Annotated in this window: 21 protein-coding genes; 9 read left to right on the top strand and 12 right to left on the bottom strand. The window is 72.5% G+C overall.

Features of this window, described 5'->3' with window-relative positions:
* Window positions 1-10: 10 nt before the first annotated feature.
* Window positions 11-871: a TIGR02452 family protein gene (locus ACIRO3_RS14335; protein ID WP_404136163.1), complete on the bottom strand. Its 861-nt coding sequence runs from the start codon at window positions 869-871 to the stop codon at window positions 11-13.
* Between the two features lie 123 nt (window positions 872-994).
* On the opposite strand from ACIRO3_RS14335, the gene egtA reads away from it, so the two are divergent.
* Genes egtA through egtD form a run of 4 tightly spaced genes read left to right on the top strand, consistent with a single transcriptional unit; the run spans window position 995 to window position 5,338 of the window.
* A complete protein-coding gene (gene egtA, locus ACIRO3_RS14330; protein ID WP_404136160.1) occupies window positions 995-2,299 on the top strand; it encodes an ergothioneine biosynthesis glutamate--cysteine ligase EgtA in 1,305 nt (434 codons plus the stop codon).
* Window positions 2,296-3,609: an ergothioneine biosynthesis protein EgtB gene (gene egtB, locus ACIRO3_RS14325; protein ID WP_404136158.1), complete on the top strand. Its 1,314-nt coding sequence runs from the start codon at window positions 2,296-2,298 to the stop codon at window positions 3,607-3,609. The genes egtA and egtB overlap by 4 nt, the downstream gene beginning before the upstream one ends.
* Window positions 3,609-4,367, top strand: coding sequence for an ergothioneine biosynthesis protein EgtC (gene egtC / locus ACIRO3_RS14320; RefSeq protein ID WP_365999589.1), 759 nt, complete (start codon window positions 3,609-3,611; stop codon window positions 4,365-4,367). Before egtB ends, egtC begins: the two co-directional genes overlap by 1 nt.
* Window positions 4,364-5,338 (top strand): L-histidine N(alpha)-methyltransferase, encoded by a 975-nt coding sequence (gene egtD, locus ACIRO3_RS14315; RefSeq protein WP_361784020.1) that lies wholly within the window; start codon window positions 4,364-4,366, stop codon window positions 5,336-5,338. The genes egtC and egtD overlap by 4 nt, the downstream gene beginning before the upstream one ends.
* Here the strand turns inward: egtD and ACIRO3_RS14310 are convergent.
* From ACIRO3_RS14310 to ACIRO3_RS14300, 3 genes are all read right to left on the bottom strand, one after another.
* The gene (locus ACIRO3_RS14310) at window positions 5,221-6,231 is read right to left on the bottom strand and encodes a lysophospholipid acyltransferase family protein (protein WP_404136154.1); all 1,011 of its coding nucleotides are present in this window, start codon (window positions 6,229-6,231) and stop codon (window positions 5,221-5,223) included. The genes egtD and ACIRO3_RS14310 overlap by 118 nt on opposite strands.
* Window positions 6,228-7,064 (bottom strand): GNAT family N-acetyltransferase, encoded by an 837-nt coding sequence (locus ACIRO3_RS14305; protein ID WP_404136151.1) that lies wholly within the window; start codon window positions 7,062-7,064, stop codon window positions 6,228-6,230. The genes ACIRO3_RS14310 and ACIRO3_RS14305 overlap by 4 nt, the downstream gene beginning before the upstream one ends.
* 289 nt (window positions 7,065-7,353) lie before the next feature.
* Window positions 7,354-8,616, bottom strand: coding sequence for an extracellular solute-binding protein (locus tag ACIRO3_RS14300; protein WP_404136148.1), 1,263 nt, complete (start codon window positions 8,614-8,616; stop codon window positions 7,354-7,356).
* Window positions 8,617-8,778: 162 nt separating this feature from the next.
* Here ACIRO3_RS14300 and ACIRO3_RS14295 point away from each other — a divergent pair, with 162 nt between their 5' ends.
* The gene (locus ACIRO3_RS14295; RefSeq protein WP_361784011.1) at window positions 8,779-8,994 is read left to right on the top strand and encodes a dodecin; all 216 of its coding nucleotides are present in this window, start codon (window positions 8,779-8,781) and stop codon (window positions 8,992-8,994) included.
* 123 nt (window positions 8,995-9,117) lie between these two features.
* On the opposite strand, the gene ACIRO3_RS14290 is transcribed toward ACIRO3_RS14295, so the two are convergent.
* Window positions 9,118-9,615 carry a hypothetical protein gene (locus ACIRO3_RS14290; protein WP_404136145.1) on the bottom strand — a complete coding sequence of 166 codons (498 nt, stop codon included), beginning with the start codon at window positions 9,613-9,615 and terminating at the stop codon, window positions 9,118-9,120.
* 138 nt (window positions 9,616-9,753) lie between these two features.
* Between ACIRO3_RS14290 and ACIRO3_RS14285 the strand changes: the two genes are divergently transcribed.
* Both ACIRO3_RS14285 and ACIRO3_RS14280 read left to right on the top strand, forming a co-directional pair.
* A complete protein-coding gene (locus ACIRO3_RS14285; RefSeq protein ID WP_404136339.1) occupies window positions 9,754-10,809 on the top strand; it encodes an LLM class flavin-dependent oxidoreductase in 1,056 nt (351 codons plus the stop codon).
* Window positions 10,810-10,819: 10 nt separating this feature from the next.
* Complete coding sequence (locus tag ACIRO3_RS14280) at window positions 10,820-13,243, top strand: ATP-binding cassette domain-containing protein (RefSeq protein ID WP_404136142.1); 2,424 nt, start codon at window positions 10,820-10,822, stop codon at window positions 13,241-13,243.
* Window positions 13,244-13,298: 55 nt separating this feature from the next.
* Here ACIRO3_RS14280 and ACIRO3_RS14275 read toward each other — a convergent pair whose 3' ends face one another.
* From ACIRO3_RS14275 to ACIRO3_RS14260, 4 genes are all read right to left on the bottom strand, one after another.
* On the bottom strand, window positions 13,299-13,946 hold the full coding sequence (locus ACIRO3_RS14275) for a hypothetical protein (RefSeq protein WP_404136139.1): 648 nt from the start codon (window positions 13,944-13,946) through the stop codon (window positions 13,299-13,301).
* Between the two features lie 196 nt (window positions 13,947-14,142).
* A complete protein-coding gene (locus ACIRO3_RS14270) occupies window positions 14,143-14,883 on the bottom strand; it encodes a succinate dehydrogenase/fumarate reductase iron-sulfur subunit (protein WP_404136136.1) in 741 nt (246 codons plus the stop codon).
* Window positions 14,880-16,841, bottom strand: a complete 1,962-nt coding sequence (locus tag ACIRO3_RS14265) for a fumarate reductase/succinate dehydrogenase flavoprotein subunit (protein ID WP_361783993.1) — start codon at window positions 16,839-16,841, stop codon at window positions 14,880-14,882. Before ACIRO3_RS14265 ends, ACIRO3_RS14270 begins: the two co-directional genes overlap by 4 nt.
* Window positions 16,842-16,852: 11 nt before the next feature.
* A complete protein-coding gene (locus ACIRO3_RS14260; RefSeq protein ID WP_404136133.1) occupies window positions 16,853-17,557 on the bottom strand; it encodes a succinate dehydrogenase in 705 nt (234 codons plus the stop codon).
* A 94-nt stretch (window positions 17,558-17,651) separates the two neighbouring features.
* On the opposite strand from ACIRO3_RS14260, the gene ACIRO3_RS14255 reads away from it, so the two are divergent.
* Window positions 17,652-18,530 carry a LysR family transcriptional regulator gene (locus ACIRO3_RS14255; protein WP_404136130.1) on the top strand — a complete coding sequence of 293 codons (879 nt, stop codon included), beginning with the start codon at window positions 17,652-17,654 and terminating at the stop codon, window positions 18,528-18,530.
* Window positions 18,531-18,913: 383 nt separating this feature from the next.
* On the opposite strand, the gene ACIRO3_RS14250 is transcribed toward ACIRO3_RS14255, so the two are convergent.
* On the bottom strand, window positions 18,914-19,555 hold the full coding sequence (locus ACIRO3_RS14250) for a TetR/AcrR family transcriptional regulator (protein ID WP_404136128.1): 642 nt from the start codon (window positions 19,553-19,555) through the stop codon (window positions 18,914-18,916).
* A gap of 128 nt (window positions 19,556-19,683) precedes the next feature.
* Here ACIRO3_RS14250 and ACIRO3_RS14245 point away from each other — a divergent pair, with 128 nt between their 5' ends.
* Window positions 19,684-20,760 (top strand): FAD-dependent monooxygenase, encoded by a 1,077-nt coding sequence (locus ACIRO3_RS14245; protein ID WP_404136126.1) that lies wholly within the window; start codon window positions 19,684-19,686, stop codon window positions 20,758-20,760.
* 304 nt (window positions 20,761-21,064) lie between these two features.
* On the opposite strand, the gene ACIRO3_RS14240 is transcribed toward ACIRO3_RS14245, so the two are convergent.
* The gene (locus ACIRO3_RS14240; RefSeq protein WP_361784095.1) at window positions 21,065-23,215 is read right to left on the bottom strand and encodes an EAL domain-containing protein; all 2,151 of its coding nucleotides are present in this window, start codon (window positions 23,213-23,215) and stop codon (window positions 21,065-21,067) included.
* 134 nt (window positions 23,216-23,349) lie between these two features.
* On the bottom strand, window positions 23,350-24,180 hold the full coding sequence (locus ACIRO3_RS14235; protein WP_404136336.1) for an SAM-dependent methyltransferase: 831 nt from the start codon (window positions 24,178-24,180) through the stop codon (window positions 23,350-23,352).
* Window positions 24,181-24,981: the final 801 nt, after the last annotated feature.

Raw genomic sequence — 24,981 nt, 5'->3', positions numbered from 1 at the left:
GGCAACCGGATCACTGCCCGGGGGCCGGGCTCCCCGGTTCCGCGCACAGCCCCGCGAACGCTCGTTCGAATGCCTGGAGGGGTTCGGGCGCGCGGTCCAGCACCCCGAACACCACCCGTTCGAAGACCCCCTCGAAGCGGCCGGTGAGCAGGTGCCGGAAGGCCTCGGCCACGACGGCCGGCTCGTTGCGGAAGACCCCGCACCCCCAGGCGCCCAGCACCAGCCGCCGGTGACCGTGCAGCGCCGCCACCTCCAGGACCAGCTCGGCCCGCCGCGCCAGGGCGCCCGGGATCTCGTGGGCGCGCTCCGGTTCCTGGCGGCGGATGGTGCCCGCGTTCGGGGCCGGAGAGGTGAGGAAGGCGGCGCGGAAGGGGGACTCCAGGAGTTCACCCCGGTCGTCGCGGAAAACGGGGACCGCGGGTGAGTGAATCACCCGGTCGGTGTAGAACGTGCTCTTTCCCGCGCGGTGGACCTCGTAGTAGTCCGGGGCCTGCAACAGGGTCTCGTACAGGGCGGAGGCGCGGCACAGGGCTTCCTCCTGGGCCTTGGCCCCGCGCACGTAGCCGCCCCCGGGATTGCGGGCCGAGGCGAAGTTCAGGACGGCGACCCGGATCCCCCGCGGGGCGTCCTGCGCGAGCCGGCGGGCGGCGACGGTGCTGCTCTCACCCGTGACCTCGAAAGCGGTCCTTCCCTCCCTCTTGAGGGGCTCTCCATATGGAATGACACGGTTTGGTCCATATATTCTGGTTCCTGCCTTGGCCTCCGCCAGGGCGGCGGCCAGGGAGTTCTGCCGTCCCGTCCGCGTCCGGTACCCACCGGCCGCAAGGATCGTCGCGTTCTCCCGCGCGATTTCACGCAGTCTGCTGCTCACACCGCAATCCTCCGGTCGGGCCCCTCGAACGGCAATGGAATTTGTGGCCCGCAGACGGGTAGGCACGGGTGACATCACGGCCGACGAAAGCGCCGGCCGCCGACAGGAGACGAGGATCCGGTCATGCGCCAGGACTCACCTGCTCCGCCTGTGCACCATCCCCCGCCCGAACTCCTCACCGAGGCCACGGCGGAGGCGCTCATCCACGGCATCTGCTTCAAGACGGGTCCACCTCGTGTGCTCGGCGCCGAACTCGAATGGCTGGTGCTGGACGCCGAGCGGCCCGATCTCGCACTGCCCGCCGACCGGCTCGCCGCCGCGCACGACGCGGCCCGCGCGCTGCCCCTGCGATCCGGGTTCACCGTCGAGCCCGGTGGCCAGTTGGAGCTCAGTTCGGCTCCCGCTGACTCCCTGACGGGGTGCGTGGACGGCCTCCAGGCCGACCTCACGGCCGTACGGGGCGTCCTGCACGGGCAGGGCCTGGTACTGCGGGGCCTCGGGCAGGACGCGCGACGTCCCCTGCGCCGGATGCTGGACAGCCCGCGCTACCGGGCGATGGAGACGTACTTCGACCGCACGGGTCCCGCCGGGCGGGCCATGATGCGCTCCTCCGCGTCCGTACAGGTCTGCGTGGACGCCGGGCAGGAGGAGCCGGGCCCGCTCGGCTACGGCCGGCGCTGGCGGCTCGCGCACCTGCTGGGCGCCGTCCTGGTCGCCGCGTTCGCCAACTCCCCCGGCCTGGACGGTCCGTACGCCGGATGGCGGTGCGCCCGGCAGGGCATCTGGAGCGACATCGACACGCGTCGCTCCCTGGCTCCGCCGCTGGACGGCGAGCCGCGCGAGGCGTGGACCCGGCACGCCTTGGACACCGAGGTGATGTGCGTGCGGTCCGTCGGGGACGAGGCGCCCTGGGCGATCCCGCGCGGCCTGACCTTCCGGGACTGGCTGACGTCCGGCACGGGCCCGCGGCCCGCCACCGCCGAGGACCTGGAGTACCACCTGACCACGCTCTTCCCGCCGATCCGACCGCGCGGTCACCTGGAACTGCGGATGATCGACGCGCAGCCCGGCGAGCACGGTTGGGTCGTGCCGGTGGCCGTGGTGCACGCGCTGTTCGACGACCCGGAGGCCGCGGAGACCGCGTACCGGGTGTCGAAGGCGTTGTCGGACTCGTACGGGTCCGGGAGCGCGCCCCGCAATCCGCTGTGGCGCTCCGCCGCCCGTGCGGGGCTCGCCGATCCGGAGCTGCGCTCGGCCGCCGTCGCCTGTTTCCTGGCGGCGGGCGAGGCACTTCCCCGGCTCGGGGCGAGCACGCAGATCCGGGACGAGGTGGGCGCCTTCACCGAGCGTTACGTACTGCGCGGCCGCTGCCCCGCGGACGACGAAGAGGAACAGCGGCAGCCCGCCGGGAAGGACGCACGCCCGTGACCACCGAGATACACCCCGAGATACTCCGTGAGCGGGCCGTGGTGGCGCTGACCGCCGCCCGGGCGCGTACCGCCGGGCTGACCGAGACCGTGAGCGATCGGGACCTGACCGCACAGCACTCTCCCCTGATGTCCCCGCTCGTCTGGGACCTGGCGCACATCGGGAACATGGAGGAGCTCTGGCTGTTGCGCAACGTCGCCGGACGCGAGTCGATGCGTCCCGAGATCGACCCGCTCTACGACGCGTTCGAGCATCCGCGCTCCGAGCGGCCGAAGTTGCCGCTGCTGGGGCCCGAGGAGGCCCGCCGGTACGCGGCCGAGGTCCGCGGACGGGTCTTCGACCTGCTGGAGCGGACCCCGTTGGAGGGTACGGAGCTGCTGTCCGGCGGCTACGTCTTCGGGATGATCGCGCAGCACGAACAGCAGCACGACGAAACCATGTTGATCACCCATCAGCTGAGACGGGGCACGGCGGTGCTGACCGCACCCGACCCGGATCCGCCACAGGGGCCGCCCCTGGCGGCGGCCGAGGTGCTGGTGCCCGGCGGGCCGTTCACGATGGGCACCTCGGCCGAACCCTGGTCGCTGGACAACGAACGGCCCGCGCACACCCGGGACACCGCGCCGTACTGGATCGACACGGCGCCGGTGACCAATGCCGACTACCGGGCGTTCATGGCGGACGGCGGCTACCGCGAGCCCCGCTGGTGGGCCGCCGAGGGCTGGGAGCAGATCCGCGCGCACGGGATCGAGGCACCGCTGTTCTGGCACCGGGAGGGCGACGCGTGGTCGCGCCGCCGCTTCGGTGTCACCGAGGCGGTGCCGGGCGACGAGCCGGTACTGCACGTCAGTTGGTACGAGGCGGACGCGTACGCCCGCTGGGCCGGACGCCGGCTGCCCACCGAGACCGAGTGGGAGAAGGCCGCCCGGTACGACCCGGGCACGGGCCGCTCCACCCGGTACCCGTGGGGTGACGCCGACCCGACGCCGGCGCACGCGAACCTGGGGCAGCGACACCTGCGCCCGGCCCCCGCGGGCAGCTATCCGGCCGGGGCCTCGCCCCTCGGGGTGCGCCAGCTGATCGGCGACGTGTGGGAGTGGACGGCCTCGGACTTCCTGCCCTACCCGGGGTTCCGTCCGTTCCCGTACCGGGAGTACTCGGAGGTGTTCTTCGGGCCCGAGCACAAGGTGCTCAGGGGCGGTTCCTTCGCGGTGGACCAGGTGGCCTGCAGGGGCACGTTCCGCAACTGGGACCTGCCGGTGCGCCGGCAGATCTTCGCCGGATTCCGGACCGCCCGGGATGATGCCTGATGTGTCGTCACCTCGCTTACCTCGGGCCGGTGGTGAGCCTCGGGAGACTGCTGAGCGAGCCGGAGTACTCCCTCGTGCGGCAGTCCTGGGCACCGCGCCGGCAGCGCAACGGCACCGTGAACGCCGACGGCTTCGGCATCGGCTGGTACGCGGAGGGCGACCCGGTGCCGGCCCGGTACCGGCGGGCCGGGCCGATCTGGGGCGACCTCACGTTCGCCGACCTCACCCGCGTGGTGCGCAGCGGCGCCGTCCTGGCCGCCGTGCGGGACGCCACGCTGGCCGGGGCCGACGGGGAGGCCGCGGCCGCGCCGTTCTCGGCCGGGCGGTGGCTGTTCAGCCACAACGGCTCGGTGCGCGACTGGCCGGAGTCGGCGGCCCCACTGGCCGCCGGGCTGCCGGTGGAGGAGCTGCTGCAACTCGCCGCGCGCACGGACTCGGCGCTGATCTGGGCGCTGGTCCTGCACCGACTGCGCGCCGGGGACGATCTCGGCGCCGCCCTGGCCGGTCCCCTGCGGGACCTGGTCTCGGCCGCCCCCGCCTCACGACTGAACCTGCTGCTGACCGACGGTTCCACGATCGCCGCGACCGCCTGGGGCGATTCCCTCTGGTACCTGGCGGACCCGCGCGCGGGGCGCACGGTCGTGGCGTCCGAGCCGCACGACGACGACCCCCGCTGGTGCGAAGTACCCGACCGGACCCTGCTGACCGCCACCCGCACGAGGGTCGACCTGACCCCGCTCAAGGAGAGCCGACCGTGAGTGATTTCCAGTTGACCCGGACCCTCGACGAGAACGCCGCGGAGAAGGCGCTGCGCACCGACGTGCGCGACGGACTGACCGGCTCCCCCAAGAAGTTGCCGCCCAAGTGGTTCTACGACGCCCGCGGCAGTGAGCTCTTCGAGGACATCACCCGGTTGCCCGAGTACTACCCGACGCGCGCCGAGCGGGAGATCCTGCTGGAGCGGGCCCGGGAGATCGCGACGGAGAGCGGCGCCCGCACGCTGGTGGAGTTGGGATCCGGTTCCTCCGAGAAGACCCGGCACCTGATCGAGGCGATGCCCGCGCTGGAGACGTACATCCCGGTGGACGTCAGCGAGAGCGCCCTGCGGGGGGCGGCCGACACCTTGCTGGCGGAGCATCCCGGTTTGAAGGTGCACGCGTTGGTGGCGGACTTCACGCGACCGCTGCGACTGCCGGACTCCCCCGGCCCCCGCCTGGTGGTGTTCCTCGGCGGCACGATCGGGAACCTGCTGCCGCCGGAGCGGGCCGCGTTCCTGGCGTCCGTACGGGCGATGTTGTCACCCGGTGACGCTTTGCTGATGGGGACCGACCTGGTGAAGGACGAGGCCGTGCTGGTCGCGGCCTACGACGACGAGCAGGGGGTGACGGCGGAGTTCAACAAGAACGTACTGGCCGTGATCGACCGCGAGTTGGGGGCGGACTTCCACACCGTCGAGTTCACGCACGTGGCGGTGTGGAACAAGGAACAGGAGTGGATCGAGATGCGGCTGCGGGCCCGGTCGCAGGCGCTGGTGAAGATCCGGGCCCTGGACCTGGTGGTGCCCTTCAAGGCGGGCGAGGAGATCCTGACGGAGATCTCCGCGAAGTTCCGTCAGGAGGGTGTGCGCAGGGAACTCGCTTCGGCGGGGCTTGAGTTGACCCAGTGGTGGACGGACGCGGCGGGCCGCTTCGCGTTGTCCCTGTCGGTGGCGGAGGGCCCTGTGGACTGAGTGGGGATGCCCGGCAGGAGGGGCGCGGCCCGGGCGGCCCGTACCTCCTGTACGGGCTCCGCGGTGTGAACGGGCCGCGCGGCCGGTACGGGCCGCGCGGCCTCCGCGTGGACGGCCGCCTGCGCCGCCGCCGCGAGGTCCCGCCGGTCCTCGTGCCGGCCCGGCGGGATCCGCGGCAGCAACCACACGTCGGCGCGCACCCCCCGGGCGCGGGCGATGCGCCACAGGGAGGCCGTCAGCGGGTCGTCCCCGACGAAGGCGGGCGCTCCGGCGGGTTCCCCGCCCCCCGACAGCCGGTACGCGAGCCGGATCGGCTGTACGGGCACGCGCGCGTCCAGCGCCGACTGGAACGCGGCCCGCCGGAAAGGTCCCTGGGCGCGCCCGCACCAGGTGGACCCCTCGGGGAAGACGGTGACCCGGTCCCCGGCGAGGAGCGCCCGGGTCAGGGTCTCGACGGTGTCGGGCAGGGCCCTGAGCCGGTCCCGTTCGATGAACAGGGTGCCGGCCCGGGCGGCGAGCCCGCCGAGCACGGGCCAGGCGCCGATCTCGCTCTTGGCCAGCATCCGACAGGGCAGCACGGCGGTCACGAGCGGGATGTCGAGCCAGGAGATGTGGTTGGCGACGATCAGCCGGCCGCCGCCCGCGCCGGCACTTCCGTGCACGGTGATCCGTATGCCCAGGGAGGCGACCAGCGTGGCCGACCAGCCCCGTACGAGGGCGTGTCGGGGGCGGGCGGGGAGCAGCCGTACGGGCGCGGCCGTCAGGACGGCGAGGAGGACGAGGGCCACCGCGCCGGCGAGGCGGAGCACGGCGAGCGGGACGCTCGCCGTGGGTCCCTCGTGGCCGGCGCAGGCCTCGGGGGTGCAGGGCGCGGTGGGCAGCCAGGCGTTCATGCGCCCGGGGCGAGCGAGAGGAAGTGGTTGAGGTAGCGCGGGTTGGTGCGGCGCAGGGACAGCAGGACGTACAGGTCGGCGCAGCCGAACTCGGCGTCCAGCGCGGGCTCTCCGCAGACCCAGGCTCCCAGGCGCAGGTAGCCGCGCAGCAGCGGGGGCAGTTCCCGCCGGCCGGGGACGGTGACGCCCTCGGGGTTCCAGGGGATGTGCGGGGCGACGCGGTACTCCTCGGGGGCGAGGTTGCGTCGCAGGACGGTCTCCCGGGTGGCGGCGGCCAGGACCCCGCCGTCGGCGAGCGGGACGGAGCAGCAGCCCGCGAGCCAGTTGTGGCCGGAGCGGCCCATGTAGCGGGCGAGGCCGGCCCAGATCAGGGCGATGACGGCGCCGTTGCGGTGGTCGGGGTGGACGCAGGACCGTCCGACTTCGACGAGGTCGTGGCGGATGGGCGCCAGGGCGCCGAGGTCGAACTCGCCCTCGGAGTAGAGGCGGCCCGCGACGGCGGCGCGTTCCGGGGGGAGCAGCCGGTAGGTGCCGACGACCTGCTCGTTCTCCTCGTCGACGACGAGGAGGTGGTCACAGTGGGTGTCGAAGGCGTCGCTGTCCAGGCCGGGTTCGGCCGGATCGAGACGGGCGCCGAGTTCCCCGGCGAAGACCTGGTGGCGCAGGCGCTGGGCGGCCCGTACCTCGGCCTCGTCGCGGGCGAGCCGGACGGCGTACCGGGGGCCGGCGGGCGCGGTGCGCTCGCCGGGGCGCGCCGGGGCGGCGGGGACGCCCGGGACGGCGGGGTGGACGGGGGGCGCGAGGGGGGACGGGGACAGGGGTGCGATGGTCATGGCTGCTCCTGATCCGGGCACGGAGGGCCAGGCCGGCAGGTTGGCGGCCTGGCTTCCCTACTTCTTCCGTGACCGGCTGGATTCGACATGACCGCTCAGCGGCGGCCGGATGTGGGAACGCTGAACTCGGCGGGCGCGCGGGCGGACGTCCGGCGCGGGGCCGGGCCCGCCTCCTCGCGGTCGGGGCCCTCACTCAGTGGTCGGGGCGCCCTCAGTGGTCGGGGCCCTCAGTGGTCGGGGCCTCAGTGGTCGGGGCCTCAGTGGTCGGGGCCCTCACGGTCGGGGCCCCTCAGTGGTCGGAGCCGAGGATCCGGCTGATGGACTCCGAGGCGGTCTTCGCGGCCCGCTTGGGGTCCTGGCCGGTGAGGGCGGCCGTCATGTACGGCTTGATGGGGTTCTCGGCCTCCACCTCGGCCCATCGGGCGGACTGCGGGGTGGCCCGGCCCTGGGCGGCGCCGACGGCCATGGTGGCGGCGCCCTCGTTGCCCTCGACCACGTGGGCGAGGGTGGTCTTGTTGGGCACGTAGCTCATGGTGGTGGCGAGTTCGGTCTGCCACTTCTCGCTGACGAGCGCCGTGATCAGGTCCACGGCGTGCTCACGGCGCCCGGACTTCTCCGGGATGATCAGGTCGGATCCACCGGTGAAGACGGCGCCCGGCTTGTCGGCGCCCTTGCCGGGGATCGGGAAGAAGCCGAGCTTGCCCTTGAGGCCCGGGTTGGCGGCCTCGATCGCCGCCGCCTGGCTCGGCGGGCCGATGATCTGGGCGATCCGGCCGCGCGCGAACACCTCGGACTGCGGGGGCGTCTCCTCGTCGGCGGCCTTGGGGCCGTCGCCGAGTCCCTGGAGCTGCTTGTAGAACTCCATGGCGCTCAGGGCCTTCTCGTCGTCGAGCGTGCCGGCCCACTCGCCATTGGTCTGTACCGCGAGTTCGCCGCCCTCGTCCCAGATGAACCCGGCGAGCACGTACCAGTTCTGGCCGGGGAGGTAGATGCCCTGCTGTTCGCCCTTGTCGAGCCGCCGGGTGGCCTGGATCCAGTCCTGACGGGTCTTGGGCGGGGTGGTGATCCCGGCGTCGGCGAAGAGTTCCTTGTTGTAGATCACCACCCGGTTGGCGGCGTACCAGGGGACTCCGTACTGGGCCCCGTCGACGCTTCCCGGGTCGGAGAGGCCCTTGAGCCAGTGCCTGCTGTCCCACTCCCGCAGCCCGTCCATGGTGACTTCGGAGATGCCGCCGGTCTCGACGTACTGGGCCACCTGGGTGTTGCCGACCTCGATGACGTCGGCGCTCTCCTTGCCCGTGCCCTTGAGGACGGCGTTGACCTTGTCGCCGATTCCCGTCCATTCCTGGATCTTGACCTCCAGGTCGATGCCGGCGTGCTCCTTCTCGAAATCGGCGGTGAACTTCGCGATGAAGTCGTCGGAGGCGCTGCCCTTCATCAACCAGAGCGTCACCTTCTCGGACCCGCCTTCGGATCCGACCACCTGGCTGCATCCGGTGAGGGCGGTCGCGGCAGCGAGAACGGTGCACACGGCGAGGAAGCGCATCTTCACGAGGGTCACCTTCTGGGGATGGATCTCAGATGGCTTGAAATTGGCATAGACCAATAGGCTGGTCAAGACCTTTCGCTCGGGATCGTTCACGCAAAGTTCGCGAACTCGGCCTTACTGGGGCACCTTGGAACAAGGCAACAGCGACCACCGTCGGGAGACCCCATGTCCAATCACACGTACCGGGTGACCGAGATCGTCGGCACCTCCCCGGAGGGCATCGATCAGGCCATCAAGAACGGAATCGCCCGCGCCGGGCAGACGATCCGCAACCTCGACTGGTTCGAGGTCACCCAGGTGCGCGGACACATCGAGAACGGCGAGATCGGCCACTACCAGGTCGGCCTCAAGGTGGGCTTCCGCATCGACGGCGAGGACTGACCGCGGGGAGCGACGCGAGGACCGAGGCGGGGATCGACGCGGGGACCGGCGCGAGAACCGACGCCTCCCGATCGACGGCGAGGGCCGTCACCCGGGCCCCGGACGGCAGGCGGGGCCCGCCGCTCAGGTGCGGCCCTCGCCCTCCTGGGCGGACTTGAGTTCCGGCGCGTCCGCCGCCCAGTCGGCGAGCACCACCCGGAAGCCGGCCGCCCGAGCCGCCTGACAGACCAGCTCGTCGTCGTCCACGAGCATCCGCACGTCCCGGCTCCGGGCGAGCCGCCCCAACACCTCCAGCTTCGTCGTCCGGGCGGGGCGGCGGTCCTGGTTGCCGCGCATCCACAGCCGCCCCTCCGGCAGACCGTGGCGGGTCAGCCACTCGACGGTGTCCGCACGGCACCGCTCGGGCCGCCCGGTGAGGTACACGACCTCGCAGTCGGCCGCGCTCTCCACCGCCAGCGCCACGCCGCGCGCGAGGGGCGGATCGGCCGGGGCCGCACCGAAGAAGCCCGCCCAGTCCCGGGGACGCCGCTCCAGGAAATGCTGCCGATGGTCGGTGTCGGCCAGGGTGTTGTCGATGTCGAAGACGGCCAGCGGGCGGCGGTTGTCGGTCTCACGCGTCATACGACCAGCCTAGGGTCCGCCGTCGAAGCGACGCCGGTCAGGCCCGCCCCGACCCGCCGGCGCTCGACCCGCGCCGCAATCCCCCTCGTGCCCGCCCGGACCGGGGAATCCCTCCCGCTCCACGGCGTTGACACCGGTGTGATCCGAAAAATCTCGATACTCGACCGGTCCCGGACCCGCGAGGGCCACAGCGCCCCGCAGGCGCTGCGCGACACCGTGGAGCTGGCGCGCGCCGCGGAGGAACTCGGCTACCACCGCTTCTGGGTGTCGGAGCACCACAGCGTGCCCGGCGTCGCGGGCTCCGCGCCGACCGTGCTGGCCGCGGCCGTGGCCGCCTCCACCCGCGGGATCCGGGTCGGCACGGGCGGGGTGATGCTGCCCAACCACCAGCCGCTGGTGGTCGCCGAGCAGTTCGGGGTCCTGGAGTCGCTGTTCCCGGGCCGCATCGACATGGGTCTTGGCCGCTCGGTCGGCTTCACGGACGGAATCCGGCGGGCCCTGGGCCGGGACACCAGGGACGCCGACCTGTTCGAGGAGCAACTGACCGAGCTGCTGGGCTGGCTGGACGGAACCCAACACGCCCACCCCCAGGTCCACGCCCGTCCGGCGGAAGGCCTGCCGATCGCGCCGTACGTACTGGCCACCGGCGAGGGCGCGGGGATCGCGGCGCGGGCCGGGCTGCCGATGGTGGTCGGGGACCTGCGGGGCCGGGCGAAGGTGGCCGAGGTCGTGGAGCGCTACCGGGAGGAGTTCCGGGCGTCCCCCTGGGGCGAGGAGCCGTACGTGATGGTCTCCGGGACGGTCGCGGTCGCCGGGACCGAGGAGGCAGCCCGCCGGATCCTGGTCCCGGAGGCGTGGTCCCTCGCGTACTCCCGCACCCGGGGCAGCTTTCCGCCGCTGCGTCCGGCCGAGGAGATCGAGGCGATGGAGATGACCCCGAAGGAGCGCGAGCTGTACGAGGGCGCGTTGGTCGGGCACATCCACGGCACACCGGAGCGGGTCGTAGCGGAGTTGGCCGAGGTCGCTCGGGCGACGGAGGCGGACGAACTGCTGGTCACGACCTCGACGTACGACCGGGCGGCCCTGCTGGACTCCTTCACGGGGCTGGCCAAACTCGCCGGGCTCCGAGCGGACGCCGCACCCGGAGTCGGTCGCGGGGGACGGGAGCGGGCCGTGCCGGCCCGGCCGCACTAAAGTGGGGCGAATGCACCACTCCCCCGCCCAGGACCCGTACGCCCCCGGCCCCCGGGGCCCGAGCCACGACCCCTGCGTACGGGTACGGGGCGCCAGGGAGCACAACCTGCGCGGGGTCGACGTGGACATCCCGCGCGACGCCCTCACCGTCTTCACCGGGGTGTCCGGTTCCGGCAAGAGTTCCCTGGCGTTCGGGACGCTCTACGCCGAGGCGCAACGTCGCTACTTCGAGTCCGTGGCCCCGTACGCCCGCCGGCTGATCCACCAGATCGGCGCACCGAAGGTGGACTCCGTCACGGGTCTGCCGCCCGCCGTCTCCTTGCAGCAGCGGCGCTCCTCGCCCGGTTCGCGCTCCTCGGTGGGGACGGTGACCCTGCTGTCGAACTCCCTGCGGATGCTGTACTCCAGGGCCGGCAGCTATCCCGTCGGCGCCGAACGCCTCGACTCCGATGCCTTCTCCCCCAACACCGCCGCCGGCGCCTGCCCTTCCTGCCACGGCCTGGGGCGCGTCCACCGCACGAGCGAGGAACTCCTCGTGCCGGATCCGGGACTGTCGATCCGTCAAGGCGCGATCGCCGCCTGGCCGGGCGCCTGGCAGGGCAAGAACCTGCGGGACGTCCTGGACGCACTGGGGTACGAAGTCGACCGGCCCTGGCGGGAGTTGGCCGTCGAGGACCGCGAGTGGATCCTGTTCACGGACGAACAGCCCGTGGTGACCGTGCATCCCGTGCGCGACGCCGACCGCATCCAACGGCCTTACCAGGGAACCTACATGAGCGCGCACCGGTACGTGATGCGCACCTTCGCCGACAGCAGGAGCGCCACGCTCAGGGCCCGGGCGGAGCGGTTCCTGACCGACGCGCCCTGCCCGGTGTGCGAGGGGCGTCGGCTGCGACCCGAGGCCCTGGCGGTGACCTTCGCGGGCCGCACGATCGCCGAGGCGGCCGCGCTCGCGCTGACCGACCTGGACGACGTCCTGGCGTCGGCGCCCCCGGAGGGCGAGGCGGCCCGGGTCCTCGTCGAGGACCTGCGTTCGCGCATCGGCCCCGTCACCGAGCTGGGGCTCGGGTACCTGAGCCTGGGCCGGACCGCGCCGAGCCTGTCGGCCGGTGAACTGCAACGGCTGCGGCTGGCGACGCAGTTGCGGTCGGGGCTGTTCGGAGTGGTGTACGTCCTGGACGAGCCGTCGGCGGGACTGCACCCGGCGGACACCGAGGCCCTGTTGAGCGTGTTGGACCGGCTGAAGGCGGCCGGGAACACCGTCTTCGTCGTGGAACACCACCTGGACGTGGTGCGCCACGCGGACTGGCTGGTGGACGTCGGGCCGGCGGCCGGCGAGCACGGCGGACGGGTGCTGCACAGCGGACCGCCCGCCGCTCTGGCCGGCGTGGCCGAATCGGCGACCGCGCGAGCGCTGTTCGGGACGCGGGAGCCCGCCGCGCCCCGGCCGACCCGCACCGCCGGCGGGGCGATCCGGCTCAGCGGGGTACGGCGCCACAACCTGCGCGGTGTGGACGCGGAGTTCCCGCTGGGGGTGTTCACCGCCGTCACCGGCGTGTCCGGGTCCGGGAAGTCCACCCTCGGGCAGGCCCTGGCCGGCGAGGTCACCGGGCGGCTCGCCGATCCGGGCTTCCCCGTACGGCGCCTCGTGGAGGTGGACCAGAAGCCGATCGGCCGGACCCCGCGCTCCAACCTGGCCACGTACACCGGGCTGTTCGACGTGGTGCGCAGGCTCTTCACGGCCACCGAGGAGGCCAAGGAGCGCGGCTGGAAGGCGGGCCGGTTCTCCTTCAACGTGTCGGGCGGCCGCTGCGAGACCTGCCAGGGCGAGGGCTTCGTGTCGGTGGAGCTGCTGTTCCTGCCGAGCACGTACGCCCCGTGCCCACAGTGCGCGGGCGCCCGCTACAACGCGGAGACCCTGGAGGTTCGTTACGGGGGTCTGAACATCGCGGAGGTGCTCGGTCTGACGGTGGAGGCCGCGGTGGGGTTCTTCGCGGGGGTCCCGGCCGCGGGGCGCAGCCTGCGAGCGTTGGAGGAGATCGGGCTGGGCTACCTGCGGTTGGGGCAGCCGGCGACCGAACTGTCCGGCGGGGAGGCGCAACGCGTCAAACTGGCGGCGGAGCTCCAGCGGTCGCGCCGCGACCACACCCTGTACCTCCTGGACGAGCCGACCACGGGGCTGCACCCGGCCGATGTGCGGGTGCTGATGCGGCAGTTGCACGGCCTGGTGGACGCCGGGCATTCGGTGGTGGTCGTGGAGCACGACATGGCGGTGGTGGCCGGCGCCGACTGGGTCGTCGACCTGGGCCCGGGTGGTGGAGCGGCGGGCGGCCGCGTGATCGCGTCCGGGACCCCGCGCGAGGTGGCCCGTACGCCCGGCAGCGTCACGGCGACCTACCTGGCGCGTGCGCTCGGGGCCGAGGACGGGGCCTGACCCCGGGCGGGTCAGGATCAGGCCCGGGCGGGTACCGCGCGGGTACCGGGACGGGTCAGGCGTCACCCGGAAGCAGTTGCTGCGGGAGTTCGCGGAAGCTCCACTCGCCCCGGCGGCGGGTGAGGACCCACACGAGGTCGTAGCGGTCGGGCCACAGGGCGGGGACCCCGAGGACCTGGTGTGCGCCGAGGGCGCGAACCAGGCGGGACATGCCGGCGGGCTCCCAGCAGATGAGCACGGGCATCGGCGCGGCGAGGGCGGCGCGGGCCAGGCCCGCTTCGGCGCCGATGCCGAACTCGGTGCGGACGGGGGTCTTCACCGCGGTGGCCAGCGCCTCGACGGTCTGCTTGCAGCGGGCCGGGGCGGCCGGCTTGCCGCCGGCGGCGAAGAGGGTCGCCGGTCGGGGCAGGACGGAACCTCGGCTCGGCGGGAAGAGCCGGTGCAGTTCCTCGGCGCGACGCCATCCCCGGCCGGCCAGGAATCCGGGGTCCTCATTGCCGTCCTCGTCCTCGCCGGTGTCCCCGGCGTACGGCTTCTCCCCGTGCCGGATCACCATCACGAGGGCGTCCCTGGCGACGACCCGGGGGCCGGGCGCCGGTCGGGCGGGTTCCTCGGAGGCGCAGCCGGCCACCGCGAGCGGGGCGAGGGCGGCGGCCAACACGGTGCGGCGGCGCGGTCCGGTCCCGGCGGGGGCTTGTGGCATGGGGCTCACTGTCCCCCACGCCCCGTGCGCCGCCGGGGCGCGGCACGAGGTACGGCCCGGACGAGCGCCCGGTCGGCGGATCGGGTCAGCCGATCGGCCCACGCCGGGGGAACCGGGGCCGGCCCACCCCCCGGCCGGTCGGGGGCGCGCGCACGGGGGCTCGTACGGGGGTCGTACCGGGGCTCGCGCGGCCGGTTCAGCCCTTGCGGACCGCCCGTAGCCACTCCTTGTTCATCGCGGCGATCGACGGCAGCGGGATGCCCTTCGGGCAGGCCGTGGCGCATTCGCCGGTCAGGGTGCAGCCGCCGAATCCCTCGTCGTCCATCCGGGCCACCATGTCGAGGACGCGGGTCTCGCGTTCGGGCGAACCCTGGGGCAGCACGTTGAGGTGGTTGACCTTGGCGGAGGTGAACAGCATGGCCGAGCCGTTGGGGCAGGCGGCCACGCACGCCCCGCACCCGATGCACTCGGCGTGCTCGAAGGCGTGGTCGGCGGCCGGCTTGGGCACGGCGGTGGCGTGCGCCTCGGGGGCGGCGCCGGTGGGGGCGGTGATGTAGCCACCGGCCTGGATGATCCGGTCGAGGGCGCCGCGGTCGACGACGAGGTCCTTGACCACCGGGAAGGCCGAGGCCCGCCACGGCTCGACGTCGATGGTGTCCCCGTCGGCGAAGGAGCGCATGTGGAGCTGGCAGGTGGTGGTGCGCTCGGGGCCGTGGGCGTCACCGTTGATGACGAGGCTGCAGGCCCCGCAGATGCCCTCGCGGCAGTCGTGGTCGAAGGCGACCGGGTCCTCACCGCGCAGGATGAGGTCCTCGTTGAGGGTGTCGAGCATCTCCAGGAACGACATGTCCTCGGAGATGCCGTTGACCTCGTACGAGGCCATGGCGCCCGGGGTCTCGGGGTTGCGCTGGCGCCAGACGCGCAGGATGAGCCTCATGCGTAGCTCCGCTGGGTGGGGTGGACGTACTCGAAGACGAGGTCTTCCTTGTGCAGGACGGGTGCGGCGCCGGTGCCCTGGTACTGCCAGGCGGCCACGTAGCCGAACTCCTCGTCACGGCGGGCTGCTTCGCCGTCCGGGGTCTGGGACTCCTCGCGGAAGTGGCCGCCGCAGGACTCGGCCCGGTGGAGGGCGTCGAGACACATCAGCTCGGCCAGTTCCAGGTAGTCGACGATGCGATTGGCCTTCTCCAGGGACTGGTTGAACTCCGCGCCGCTGCCCGGGACCTTGATCCGCTTCCAGAACTCCTCGCGGATCTCGGGGATGCGGGCCAGCGCCTTGCGCAGGCCGGCTTCGGTGCGGGCCATGCCGCAGTACTCCCACATGAGTTCACCGATCTCCCGGTGGAAGGAGTCGGGGGTCCGGTCGCCGTCGACGGCGAGGAGCTTGGCCAGGCAGTCGCGGGTCTCGCGCAGTACGGCCGCGACCTCCGGGTGGTCGTCGTCCACCGGGTCACCGTCGGTCTCGACCTGGTGGCGGGCCAGGTAGTCGTTGATGGTGGAGGGAAGGACGAAGTAGCCGTCACCCAGGCCCTGCATCAGGGCGGAGGCGCCGAGGCGGTTGGCTCCGTGGTCGGAGAAGTTGGCCTCGCCGATCGCGAACAGGCCGGGGACGGTGGTCTGGAGGTCGTAGTCGACCCACAGTCCGCCCATCGTGTAGTGCACGGCGGGGTAGATCCGCATGGGCACCTCGTACGGGTTCTCCGCGGTGATCCGCTCGTACATGTCGAAGAGGTTGCCGTACTTCTCCGCCACCTTGTCCTTGCCCATGCGGCGGATCGCGTCGGCGAAGTCGAGGTACACGCCCTGGCCGCCGGGACCGACGCCGCGGCCCTCGTCGCAGACGTTCTTCGCGGCGCGGGAGGCGATGTCGCGGGGCACGAGGTTGCCGAAGGAGGGGTAGATCCGCTCCAGGTAGTAGTCGCGCTCCTCCTCGGGGATGTCGGCGGCGGGACGGGTGTCGCCCTCGGCCTTGGGAACCCAGATCCGGCCGTCGTTGCGCAGCGACTCGCTCATCAGGGTCAGCTTCGACTGGTGGTCGCCGGTGCGCGGGATGCAGGTGGGGTGGATCTGGGTGAAGCAGGGGTTGGCGAAGTGGGCGCCGCGCCGGTGCGCCCGCCAGACGGCGGTCGCGTTGGAGTTCATGGCGTTGGTGGAGAGGTAGAAGACGTTGCCGTAGCCCCCGCTGGCCAGCACCACCGCGTCGGCGTAGTGGGCCTCGATCGCGCCGGTGATCAGATCGCGGGCCACGATGCCCCGGGCCACCCCGTCGATCGTGATCAGGTCGAGCATCTCGGTGCGGGCGTGCATCTCGACGTTGCCGGCGGCGATCTGCCGGGACAGCGCCTGGTAGGCGCCGAGCAGCAGTTGCTGGCCGGTCTGCCCGCGGGCGTAGAACGTGCGGGAGACCTGGACGCCGCCGAAGGAGCGGGTGTCGAGCAGGCCGCCGTACTCGCGGGCGAAGGGGACGCCCTGAGCGACGCACTGGTCGATGATCTCGACGGAGATCTGGGCGAGGCGGTGGACGTTGGACTCGCGGGCGCGGAAGTCGCCGCCCTTGACGGTGTCGTAGAAGAGGCGGTGCACGGAGTCGCCGTCGTTGCGGTAGTTCTTGGCGGCGTTGATGCCGCCCTGCGCGGCGATGGAGTGGGCGCGGCGCGGGGAGTCCGAGAAGCAGAACTGGACGACGTGGTAGCCCTGTTCGGCGAGGGTCGCGCCGGCGGCGCCGCCGGCCAGACCCGTGCCGACGACGATGACGGTGTGCTTGCGGCGGTTGGCCGGGTTGACCAGTTTCGCCTCGAAGCGGCGGCGGTCCCAGCGTTCGGCGATCGGGCCTTCGGGAGCCTTCGCGTCGGCGATCGGCTCGCCGAGGGTGTAGTCGGCGTAAGGGAGGCTCATGGTGCTCATGGTCAGCTCACCACTCCGGTCATGACGGCGACGGGGACGGACACGAAGCCCGCGAAGAGGACGAGGGCCAGGGCGTCGGCCAGGAACTTCAGGGTCCGGTCGCGCCGGGCGTTGCCGGCGCCGAGGGTCTGGGCGGCGCTCCAGAAGCCGTGGCGGACATGCAGGCCGAGGGACGCCATCGCCACGATGTAGATGGTGTTGCCGTACCAGGTGGAGAAGGTGGACAGCACGTTCTCGTACGGGTGGCCGGCCCAGGCACGCTCGTTGACGGTGAGCGTGGTGAGGTCGAGCAGGTGCCAGACGATGAACAGGGCGAGGATGATCCCGCCCCATCGCATGGTGCGGGTGGCATAGCTCGCGCGCCGGCGCTTGTGGGCGTACTTGACCGGGCGCGCCTTTATGTCGCGGCGGCTGAGCTGGTAGGCGCAGACCGCGTGGGCGACGACGGCGGCGACCAGCACGAGGCGGACGATCCACAGGGCCCACTCGTGGTGCAGGAACGGGGAGCCGAGGGTGCGCAGCCAGTGGGCGTAGCCGTTGAACTCCTCCGCGCCGAAGAAGATCTTGAGGTTGCCGAGCATGTGGACCGCGAGGTAGCCGAGCATGATCAACCCGGAGACCGCCATCACGGATTTCTTGCCGACGGTGGAGTTCCAGATGGTGCGCGTGGTGGACGGCCGTCGATCCGTCCGGGTAGCCAATGCCATGACATCGACGGTAGGGACGAAGGTCCCGAAAGGTCCAAGACATGGTGGAGCTGATATCGATAGGCATTCTCTATTCAAGGGCTACCCTGGCACGATGCAGTTCCAGCAGCTCGTGTACTTCGTGGCCGTCGCCGAGACCCGGCACTTCACCCGCGCGGCGGAGCGCGAACACGTGGCGCAGCCTTCGCTTTCCCAGCAGATCAAAGCGCTCGAACGGGAACTGGGGGCCGAACTCTTCAGCCGGGCGCGCGGCAACATCGCGCTGACCGACGCGGGCGAGGCCCTGTTGCCGCTGGCCCGACGCATCCTCGCGGACGCGGACACGGCCCGGCTGGAGGTACAGGAACTGGCGCAGCTGCGGCGTGGCCGGGTGCGCCTCGGGGCCACGCCGAGCGTGTGCACGGGACTGCTGCCGGGCGTACTGCGAGCCTTCCACACCGCACACCCCGGGATCGAGCTGCTGATCGAGGAGAGCGGCTCACTGGACCTCGTACGCGAACTCGCGCGAGGGGTCTTGGACCTGGCCCTGATCTCGCTGCCGTTGCCGCCGTCGGCGCCCGCCCTGACCACTGTGGAGTTGTTGACGGAGGACCTGGTGGTGGTCTCCTCGGCCGACCTCCCGCCACCGGCGGGGGGCGGGCCCCTGACGATCTCCGCGTTGCGGGACGAGCCGATGGTGATGTTCCGGCACGGCTACGACCTGCGGGACCTGACGGTGGCGGCCTGCCGGGCGGCGGGCTTCGAGCCGGCGTTCACCGTGGAGGGCGGCGAGATGGACGCGGTGCTCGGCTTCGTCCGCGCCGGCCTGGGCGTCGCGGTGGTTCCGGCCATGGTGGTCGCCCACGGCGGCCCCGGCCTGCGCGCCACCCCCCTGGCCGGCTCGCCTCTGCGCCGCACGATCGGCCTGGCCCACCGCACGGACGTCGCCCCTCCCCGCGCGGCCCGGGAACTCAAGCGCATGCTGCTGAACTGACCGGGTCACCTGAACCAAGCGGGTCACCTCCAGGGCCGGGGGGCGGTCTGCGGCGGGGGCCGCGGCGGGCGGCCCGCGGCGGGGCGGCCGGCGGCGGGGCGGCCGGTCTACGGCGGGCGGGGCGGCCGGCCTGCGGCGGGGCGGGGCCCGCAGCGGGTGGGGGTGGGCCGGGTCGGAGGGGCGGGGGCCGCGGCGGGCGGAGGCGGGCCGCAGGCCGGGTCGGAGGGGCCGGGCAGAGGTCGCAGGGCCGGCGTCAGAGGTCGCAGGGCCCAAGGGACTACGGGGCCGCGGACTGCCGTACGGGTGGAGGGGCCGCGGCGGTCGGACGGCACACCGGGCTCGGACGGAGGCGCGACGACACCCGGCCGGGGGCGGGGCCGCGCTCAGGAACGTCTGGAGAGGGTCGCGTCGAGGCCCTCGGCCAACATCTCGAAGGCCTGATCGGCTTCGGTCACAGCCGCGGCATGGGCGTCGTCCGCACTCACGCCGGAGGCGACGCGGGCCCAGTTCGCCCGTCCCAACCCCTGACGCACCGCCACCAGGTGCGTGGCGGCCAGCCGGGCGGCGAGCGGCGCGACCGACTCCGCCTCCAGGACTTCCGCGAGCAGCTCCACCTCGCGGGTCGTGTAGTGGGCCATCCGGCTTTCCAGGCTCGCCGTGGAGTAGAGCAGCCCCTGGAACGCCAGGACGTTCGGATGGTCGCAGAGGCCGGTGATCGGGTTCCGCTCCGCGAGGGCCGCCAGGAAGTGCGCGTGCAACGCGCCCACCGGAGTCTGTCCGCCCTCCCGGTCGCGCACGACGCGGGCCGCCTCGTCCTGGTGGTCGGCGAAGCGATCCAGGATCAGATCCTCCTTGCTCGGGAAGTACCGGAACAGGGTGGGTTTGGAGACCTCGGCCGCGGCGGCGACATCTGCCACCGAAACGGCGTCGAAGCCCCGCTCCAGGAAGAGTTCCAGCGCCGTGGCCGCCAGCCGGTGGCGCGTACGCAGTTTCTTGTTCTCACGTAGACCCGTCGTGTTTTCCATGTCGCACAGCGTAGCACGAGACGTAACCGAGTCAAATATTTAACTGGGTTGCTTTTTTGGTTGGAGGCTGCTTCTCTTGGGTCATCGACAAGACACGGCGACGCACTACGGCGATGAGAGGACTTCCGATGACCGACGTTCTGATTGCGGGTGCCGGCCCGACCGGCCTCACGCTCGCCTGCGACCTGGCGCGCCGCGGCGTCATCGTGCGGGTGATCGACCAGCGCACCTCACCGCATCGCGAGTCTCGCGGTAAGTCCCTGAACCGGGACGGCCTCAGGGTCTTCACGGACCTCGGGGTCGCCGGGCGACTGGCGGCCCTCGGCATCCCGGACCTGACGTTCCGCAAGTACTTCGACGGCGCCCATGTAGACGACACCTCCGTCCCCGACTTCCTGTTCCTGGGCCAGTGGCAGATCGAGGCGGTACTGCGCGACCGTCTCGCCGAGTTCGGTGTGCGCGTCGAGTACGGAGCCCGGCTCACGGGCGTGCGGCAGGACGCCGCCGGGGTCGACGCGGAGCTGGTGGACGGCCGGGGGATCCGGGCCGGCCATCTCGCGGGGTGCGACGGCGGACGCGGTACGACCCGCGCCCTCCTCGGGATCTCCTTCGAGGGGACGAGCGAGGAGGAACAGACGATGGTGATCGGGGACGTGACGGCGCCGGGACTCGGGCGGGACGTCTGGCACCAGTGGTTCACTTCGGACGGCGGGGCCATGATGCTCTGCCCCATACCGGGGACGGACACCTTCCAGCTGCAAGCCTCCCGGGAGCGGGACGAGTACGGCCGGCCACTGCCGCCCTCGCTGGAGAGCTTTCAGCGGCTGTTCGACCGGCACGCCCGGATGCCGGGGATACGACTCGGGGAAGCCACGTGGCTCTCGACCTGGGGAGTCAACGTCCGCATGGCGGCCCGAATACGCGAGGGACGGGCCTTCCTCGCGGGGGACGCGGCCCATGTCCAACCCATCGCCGGCGGGCTGGGCATGAACACCGGAATCCTGGACGCGGCAGCCCTGGCCCGAACATTGGCCGCGGCCCTCGACGAAGAGCCCGGCCCCGCCAGCGAGACGGCGCTCGGCGCATACGAGGCGGAGCGGCTTCCGGCAGCCGCCGAGGTCTTGGCCGAGACCGTCCGACGACACCGGCGGGTGCTGGCCGCGGTCCGCACGGCGGGCAACGGTACGGAGGTCGGCCGAGGATGATCGCCCGGGCGATCGCCGGGGGCACCCCCGGCGGCAGCGCACCGGCCACCGGGCACGCCTCGCCGATCATCCGGGCCACGTCGGTCCCACGGCGCACGCCCCACCACCGCCGAACACCCCTGGACCCACGGCCAGACACCACCGGACCACGGCAGAACACCCCAGCCAGGCACCTCCGCACTACCGCCGGCACCGCGCCACCGAGCACGCCCCACCACCGCCGAACACCACCCGCGCCACCGCCGCCACACCGCCGCCGAACCCCGCCAGGCACACACGGGCAAACCGACCCCGGCCCGGGGGGTCAGGGAGTGGGGACCGCGTCCGAGAGGGAGAGGGTATGGATGCGGTCCGGGGCGCCGGGGCGGGCGTAGTACCAGCCCTGGGCGGTGTCACAGCCGAGGTCCCGCAGTTGGGCGGCCTGGGCTCCGGTCTCCACGCCCTCGACGGTCACAGCGAGTTCGAGGCTGTGGGCCAGTGCGACGATCCCCTCCACGATCTTGACGTCGACGGGATTGGCCGGTTGCTGCTGCATCCCCTGGGTGAAGGAACGGTCCAGCTTGAGGACGCTGACCGGGAGGCGGCGCAGGTTGGCCAGGTTGGAGTAGCCGGTGCCGAAGTCGTCGAGGGCGATGTCCACGCCGAGGGCGGCGAGCCGGCGCAGCGGTTCCAGGAGTTCGTCGTCGGCTCCGATCAAGGCCGACTCGGTGACCTCCAGGCACAACGCGCCCGGGGCCAGCCCGGAGGCCTCCAGGACCCGGACGGTGTCGGCGACCAGGCCGGGGTGGTGGAGCTGGGTCGGCGACAGGTTGACGTTGATCCGCAGGGCGGAGCCACCGTACTGGCGCTGCCAGTTGCAGGCCTGCCGGACGGACTCCTCCAGGACCCAGCGGCCGAGGGGCACGATCAGTCCCGTCCGCTCGGCCAGCGGGATGAAGCGGTCCGGGCCGAGTACCCCGTACTGCGGGTGCGACCAGCGCACCAGGGCCTCCGCGCCGTGGACGCTGCCGTCGTGCATGTGCACCAGCGGCTGGTACTCGATGAAGAACTCACCACGTTCCAGCGCCGCCGGGAGGGCGTTGGTCAGGCCGTGCCGGGTGATGGCGCGGGCGTCGGCCTCCTCGTCGGCGAACTCGAACCGGTTGCCGCCGGCCGCCTTGGCCCGGTACATCGTGATGTCGGCGCTGCGCAGCACCTCCGCCGGAGTGCGTTCGCCCGCCGGCCCCTCGACGATGCCGATGCTGCCCCGGACGGTCAACTCCCGCCCCTCCAACCGGATCGGGGTGGAGAGCGCGGAGAGGATGCGGACCGCGAGTTCCGTCACCTTCCCCTCGGTGTCGGATCCGGTGGTCAGCGCGACGAACTCGTCGCCGCCGAGGCGTGCGACGACCTCGCCGGGGCCGGTCGCGCAGCTCTCCAGCCGGTCGGCCACCTCCACCAGCAGTCGGTCACCCGCCGAGTGGCCGAGGCTGTCGTTGACGGCCTTGAAGCCGTCGAGGTCCAGGTAGCAGAGGCCGAAACGGCTGCCGCCGGCGCCGTTGAGGGCCTTCTCCAGGCGTTCGAAGAAGAGCGTGCGGTTGGGCAGGCCGGTCAGGGCGTCGTGGGTGGCTTCGTAGCGCAGCCGCAGGTTCAGCAGGCGGCGCTCGGTGGTGTCCTCCATGAGGGCCAGTTGGTACTGCGGCCGTCCCTCGGCGTCACGCAACAGCGACACCGTCAGATTGGTCCACAGCACGGTGCCGTCGTGCCGGTAGTACGGCTTCTCCACGCGGTAGTGCTCGCGCTCACCGCGCACCAGCTCGCCGTACATCCGCCAGACGTGCGGGGTGTCGTCGGGGTGTCCCCAGTCGCTGACGTTGCGGCCCCGGACGTGCCCTTCGAGGCCGCCGAACATCTGCAACAAGGTGTCGTTGACCTCCAGGACGTTGCCCTGGAGGTCCGCGATGCCGATGCCGATGGCGGCGCCCTCGAAGACCGCGCGGAAGCGTGCCTCGCTGGCGTGCAGGGCCTTCTGCGCGTCGATGCGGGCGGTCAGGGCGGAGCGGGCGATCGCCTCCTGCTCCTTGAGGGTGCGTTCGCGCAACGCCCGGGCGAATCCGGCGGCGATGCCGTGCTGGAGCCTGGCGCAGCGGGCCCGGTACTCCTCGGTGCTCTCCACTCCGGCGCCGTCCGGGCCGCAGTACAGGACGAGGTACGACTCGACCACGCCGAGGGTGCCGGCCAGGGCCTCCGGGTCGGTGCAGTGCACGGCGACGAGTTCGGCGCCGACCCGCTGGGCGATGGTCGCGTCGAAGGGGCGCGCGTGCAGCGCCTCGGTGAGGGTGCGGGTGAGCGGGACGAGGTACCGCTCGAACTCCGGCCGGGTCAGCGACGTGGCGGTGACGGGGAAGATGGCGCGCCCCCAGATCGTCGCGAAGCGCGCGATCCGGTCCTCCAGCCCGCTCCGCAGCTCTCCCACGGGCGCCCGGCCCGCGCGCGGGCCGGGCGGCGGGTTGTCCTCGCTCGGGGGTTCCTTCGGGTGCTTCCCGGTCCCGGCGCCCGACTGGAGGGCCGGGGCCGGGGTGGCGGAGTGCGGGGTCGGAGCCGGGAGTCTCACGCCTTGCGTCCCACGCCGCCGAAGCCGGAAAAGGCGTACGGGTCCTCCGGAGTGTCGCCGTCGGCCGGCGCGTCGGCGCGGTCGGGGCGCCAGTCCGGCATGGAGACCAGGCCGGGTTCGACCCATTCGAAGCCGTCGAAGAAGCGGCTGATCTCCTGGTGGTCGCGCATCACGAGCGGGTTGCGGATGTCCCGGTAGACGCCGACGGCCCCGCCCGCGATCTCCTGCGACAGCGGGATGCCCTCGTACGAGGCGTGGGTGAGGATCAGCAGGCTGCCCGGGGCCAGCGCGTCGCGCAGCTGCGCGACGGCGGTGTACGGGTCGTCGGAGTCCTCGATGAAATGCAGCACGGCGACGAGCAGCAGGGCGACCGGGCGTTCGAAGTCGATCAGCCGGGCGACCTCGGGGCCGGTGAGGATCTCCTGCGGCTTGCGCAGGTCGGCGGTGACGACTCCGGTGAGTTCGTCGCCGGCCAGGACGGCCTGGCTGTGCGCGACGGCCACCGGGTCGTGGTCGACGTAGACGACGCGCGCCTCGGGGCTGGCGGCGCGGGCGATCTCGTGGACGTTGCCGAAGGTCGGGATGCCGGAGCCGATGTCGAGGAACTGGGTGACGCCTTCGGCGACGGCGTGCCGGACGGCGCGCCGCATGAACGCGCGGTTGGCCTGCATGATCTTGGGGAGGCCCGGCAGGAATTCCATGGCACGCCGGGCGGCCTGGCGGTCGACCTCGAAATTGTGCGAGCCGCCCAGGTAGTAATCGTAGATGCGGGACACGCTCGGCACCGATATGTCGATGCCTGGCGGGGCCCAGGCGGGGCGCTCCATCGGGGTCTCCAAGCGGTAGTCGTGCCGTGGTCCTTCGAGGGTCCGCCCGGGGGTCGGACTCCTGTCCGAGCCGAATGTACTGATCATTGCCCAACGGAGCGAGCAAAAGCGGAAATTGGCGATCCGTTCTTGGTCACACACCAAAGCCAGGAACGGGGTCCTCCGGGGGCTTTGAGCGAAACCGACAAATACCTTTTGGGAATTGACCGACGGGTAACCCGATGCGACCGAAGACTGGCTCAAACCTCTATGGTCCGAACTCCGCCCGTTCAGGCGAACCCGAGCCGACCTTCACGTGCGCGGGCGCGCGCGGGCCCATGCTCCCGGGGTGAACAGAGCCTGTGCCCGGCGCCTGCTGGCGGTCCCGGTCCTGCTGTGGGCGGCCTTGTCCGCCACGCCGGCCGTGGCCGATAGCCGCGCCTACGCGACGATCGACACCGGGGACGACGTGACCGCCGTCAGGGTGTTCGCGGCCGCCGGCAAGGGCGGGGGCGGAGCCGGCCGAGGTGGCGCACATCACGAGAACAGCCGCGCCGGCAGCCGTGGAAACGACCGAGGGAACAGCCCGGGACCCGACCGCGGAAACGACCGCGGAAACGACCGCGGAACCGGAAACGGCCGTGGCCACGGCCACGGGCATGGCGGCCATGGCCACGGACACGGCGGGCACCACGGCGGAGGCCATCACGGCGGGCACCACTGCCCGCCGCCGCCGCCCCCCCCCGGCCCCCCCCCCCCCCCCGGCGCCCCCCCCCCCCCCCCCCCCCCCCCCCCCCCCCCCCCCCCCCCCCCCCCCCCCGC

Source organism: Streptomyces sp. NPDC102278 (assembly GCF_044766345.1).
Taxonomy (GTDB): Bacteria; Actinomycetota; Actinomycetes; order Streptomycetales; family Streptomycetaceae; genus Streptomyces.
The sequence above is the reverse complement of the archived record's forward strand: the minus strand, read 5'-3'. Positions and strand labels throughout refer to the sequence as shown.

Bases quoted from the DNA above. Each gene is read 5' to 3' on its own strand.
- egtA (WP_404136160.1), top strand. From the start codon at position 995: ATGCGCCAGGACTCACCTGCTCCGCCTGTGCACCATCCCCCGCCCGAA.
- egtC (WP_365999589.1), top strand. From the start codon at position 3,609: ATGTGTCGTCACCTCGCTTACCTCGGGCCGGTGGTGAGCCTCGGGAGA.
- ACIRO3_RS14310 (WP_404136154.1), bottom strand. From the start codon at position 6,231: ATGAACGCCTGGCTGCCCACCGCGCCCTGCACCCCCGAGGCCTGCGCC.
- ACIRO3_RS14305 (WP_404136151.1), bottom strand. From the start codon at position 7,064: ATGACCATCGCACCCCTGTCCCCGTCCCCCCTCGCGCCCCCCGTCCAC.
- ACIRO3_RS14295 (WP_361784011.1), top strand. From the start codon at position 8,779: ATGTCCAATCACACGTACCGGGTGACCGAGATCGTCGGCACCTCCCCG.
- ACIRO3_RS14290 (WP_404136145.1), bottom strand. From the start codon at position 9,615: ATGACGCGTGAGACCGACAACCGCCGCCCGCTGGCCGTCTTCGACATC.
- ACIRO3_RS14280 (WP_404136142.1), top strand. From the start codon at position 10,820: ATGCACCACTCCCCCGCCCAGGACCCGTACGCCCCCGGCCCCCGGGGC.
- ACIRO3_RS14275 (WP_404136139.1), bottom strand. From the start codon at position 13,946: ATGCCACAAGCCCCCGCCGGGACCGGACCGCGCCGCCGCACCGTGTTG.
- ACIRO3_RS14270 (WP_404136136.1), bottom strand. From the start codon at position 14,883: ATGAGGCTCATCCTGCGCGTCTGGCGCCAGCGCAACCCCGAGACCCCG.
- ACIRO3_RS14265 (WP_361783993.1), bottom strand. From the start codon at position 16,841: ATGAGCCTCCCTTACGCCGACTACACCCTCGGCGAGCCGATCGCCGAC.
- ACIRO3_RS14260 (WP_404136133.1), bottom strand. From the start codon at position 17,557: ATGGCATTGGCTACCCGGACGGATCGACGGCCGTCCACCACGCGCACC.
- ACIRO3_RS14255 (WP_404136130.1), top strand. From the start codon at position 17,652: ATGCAGTTCCAGCAGCTCGTGTACTTCGTGGCCGTCGCCGAGACCCGG.
- ACIRO3_RS14250 (WP_404136128.1), bottom strand. From the start codon at position 19,555: ATGGAAAACACGACGGGTCTACGTGAGAACAAGAAACTGCGTACGCGC.
- ACIRO3_RS14245 (WP_404136126.1), top strand. From the start codon at position 19,684: ATGACCGACGTTCTGATTGCGGGTGCCGGCCCGACCGGCCTCACGCTC.
- ACIRO3_RS14235 (WP_404136336.1), bottom strand. From the start codon at position 24,180: ATGGAGCGCCCCGCCTGGGCCCCGCCAGGCATCGACATATCGGTGCCG.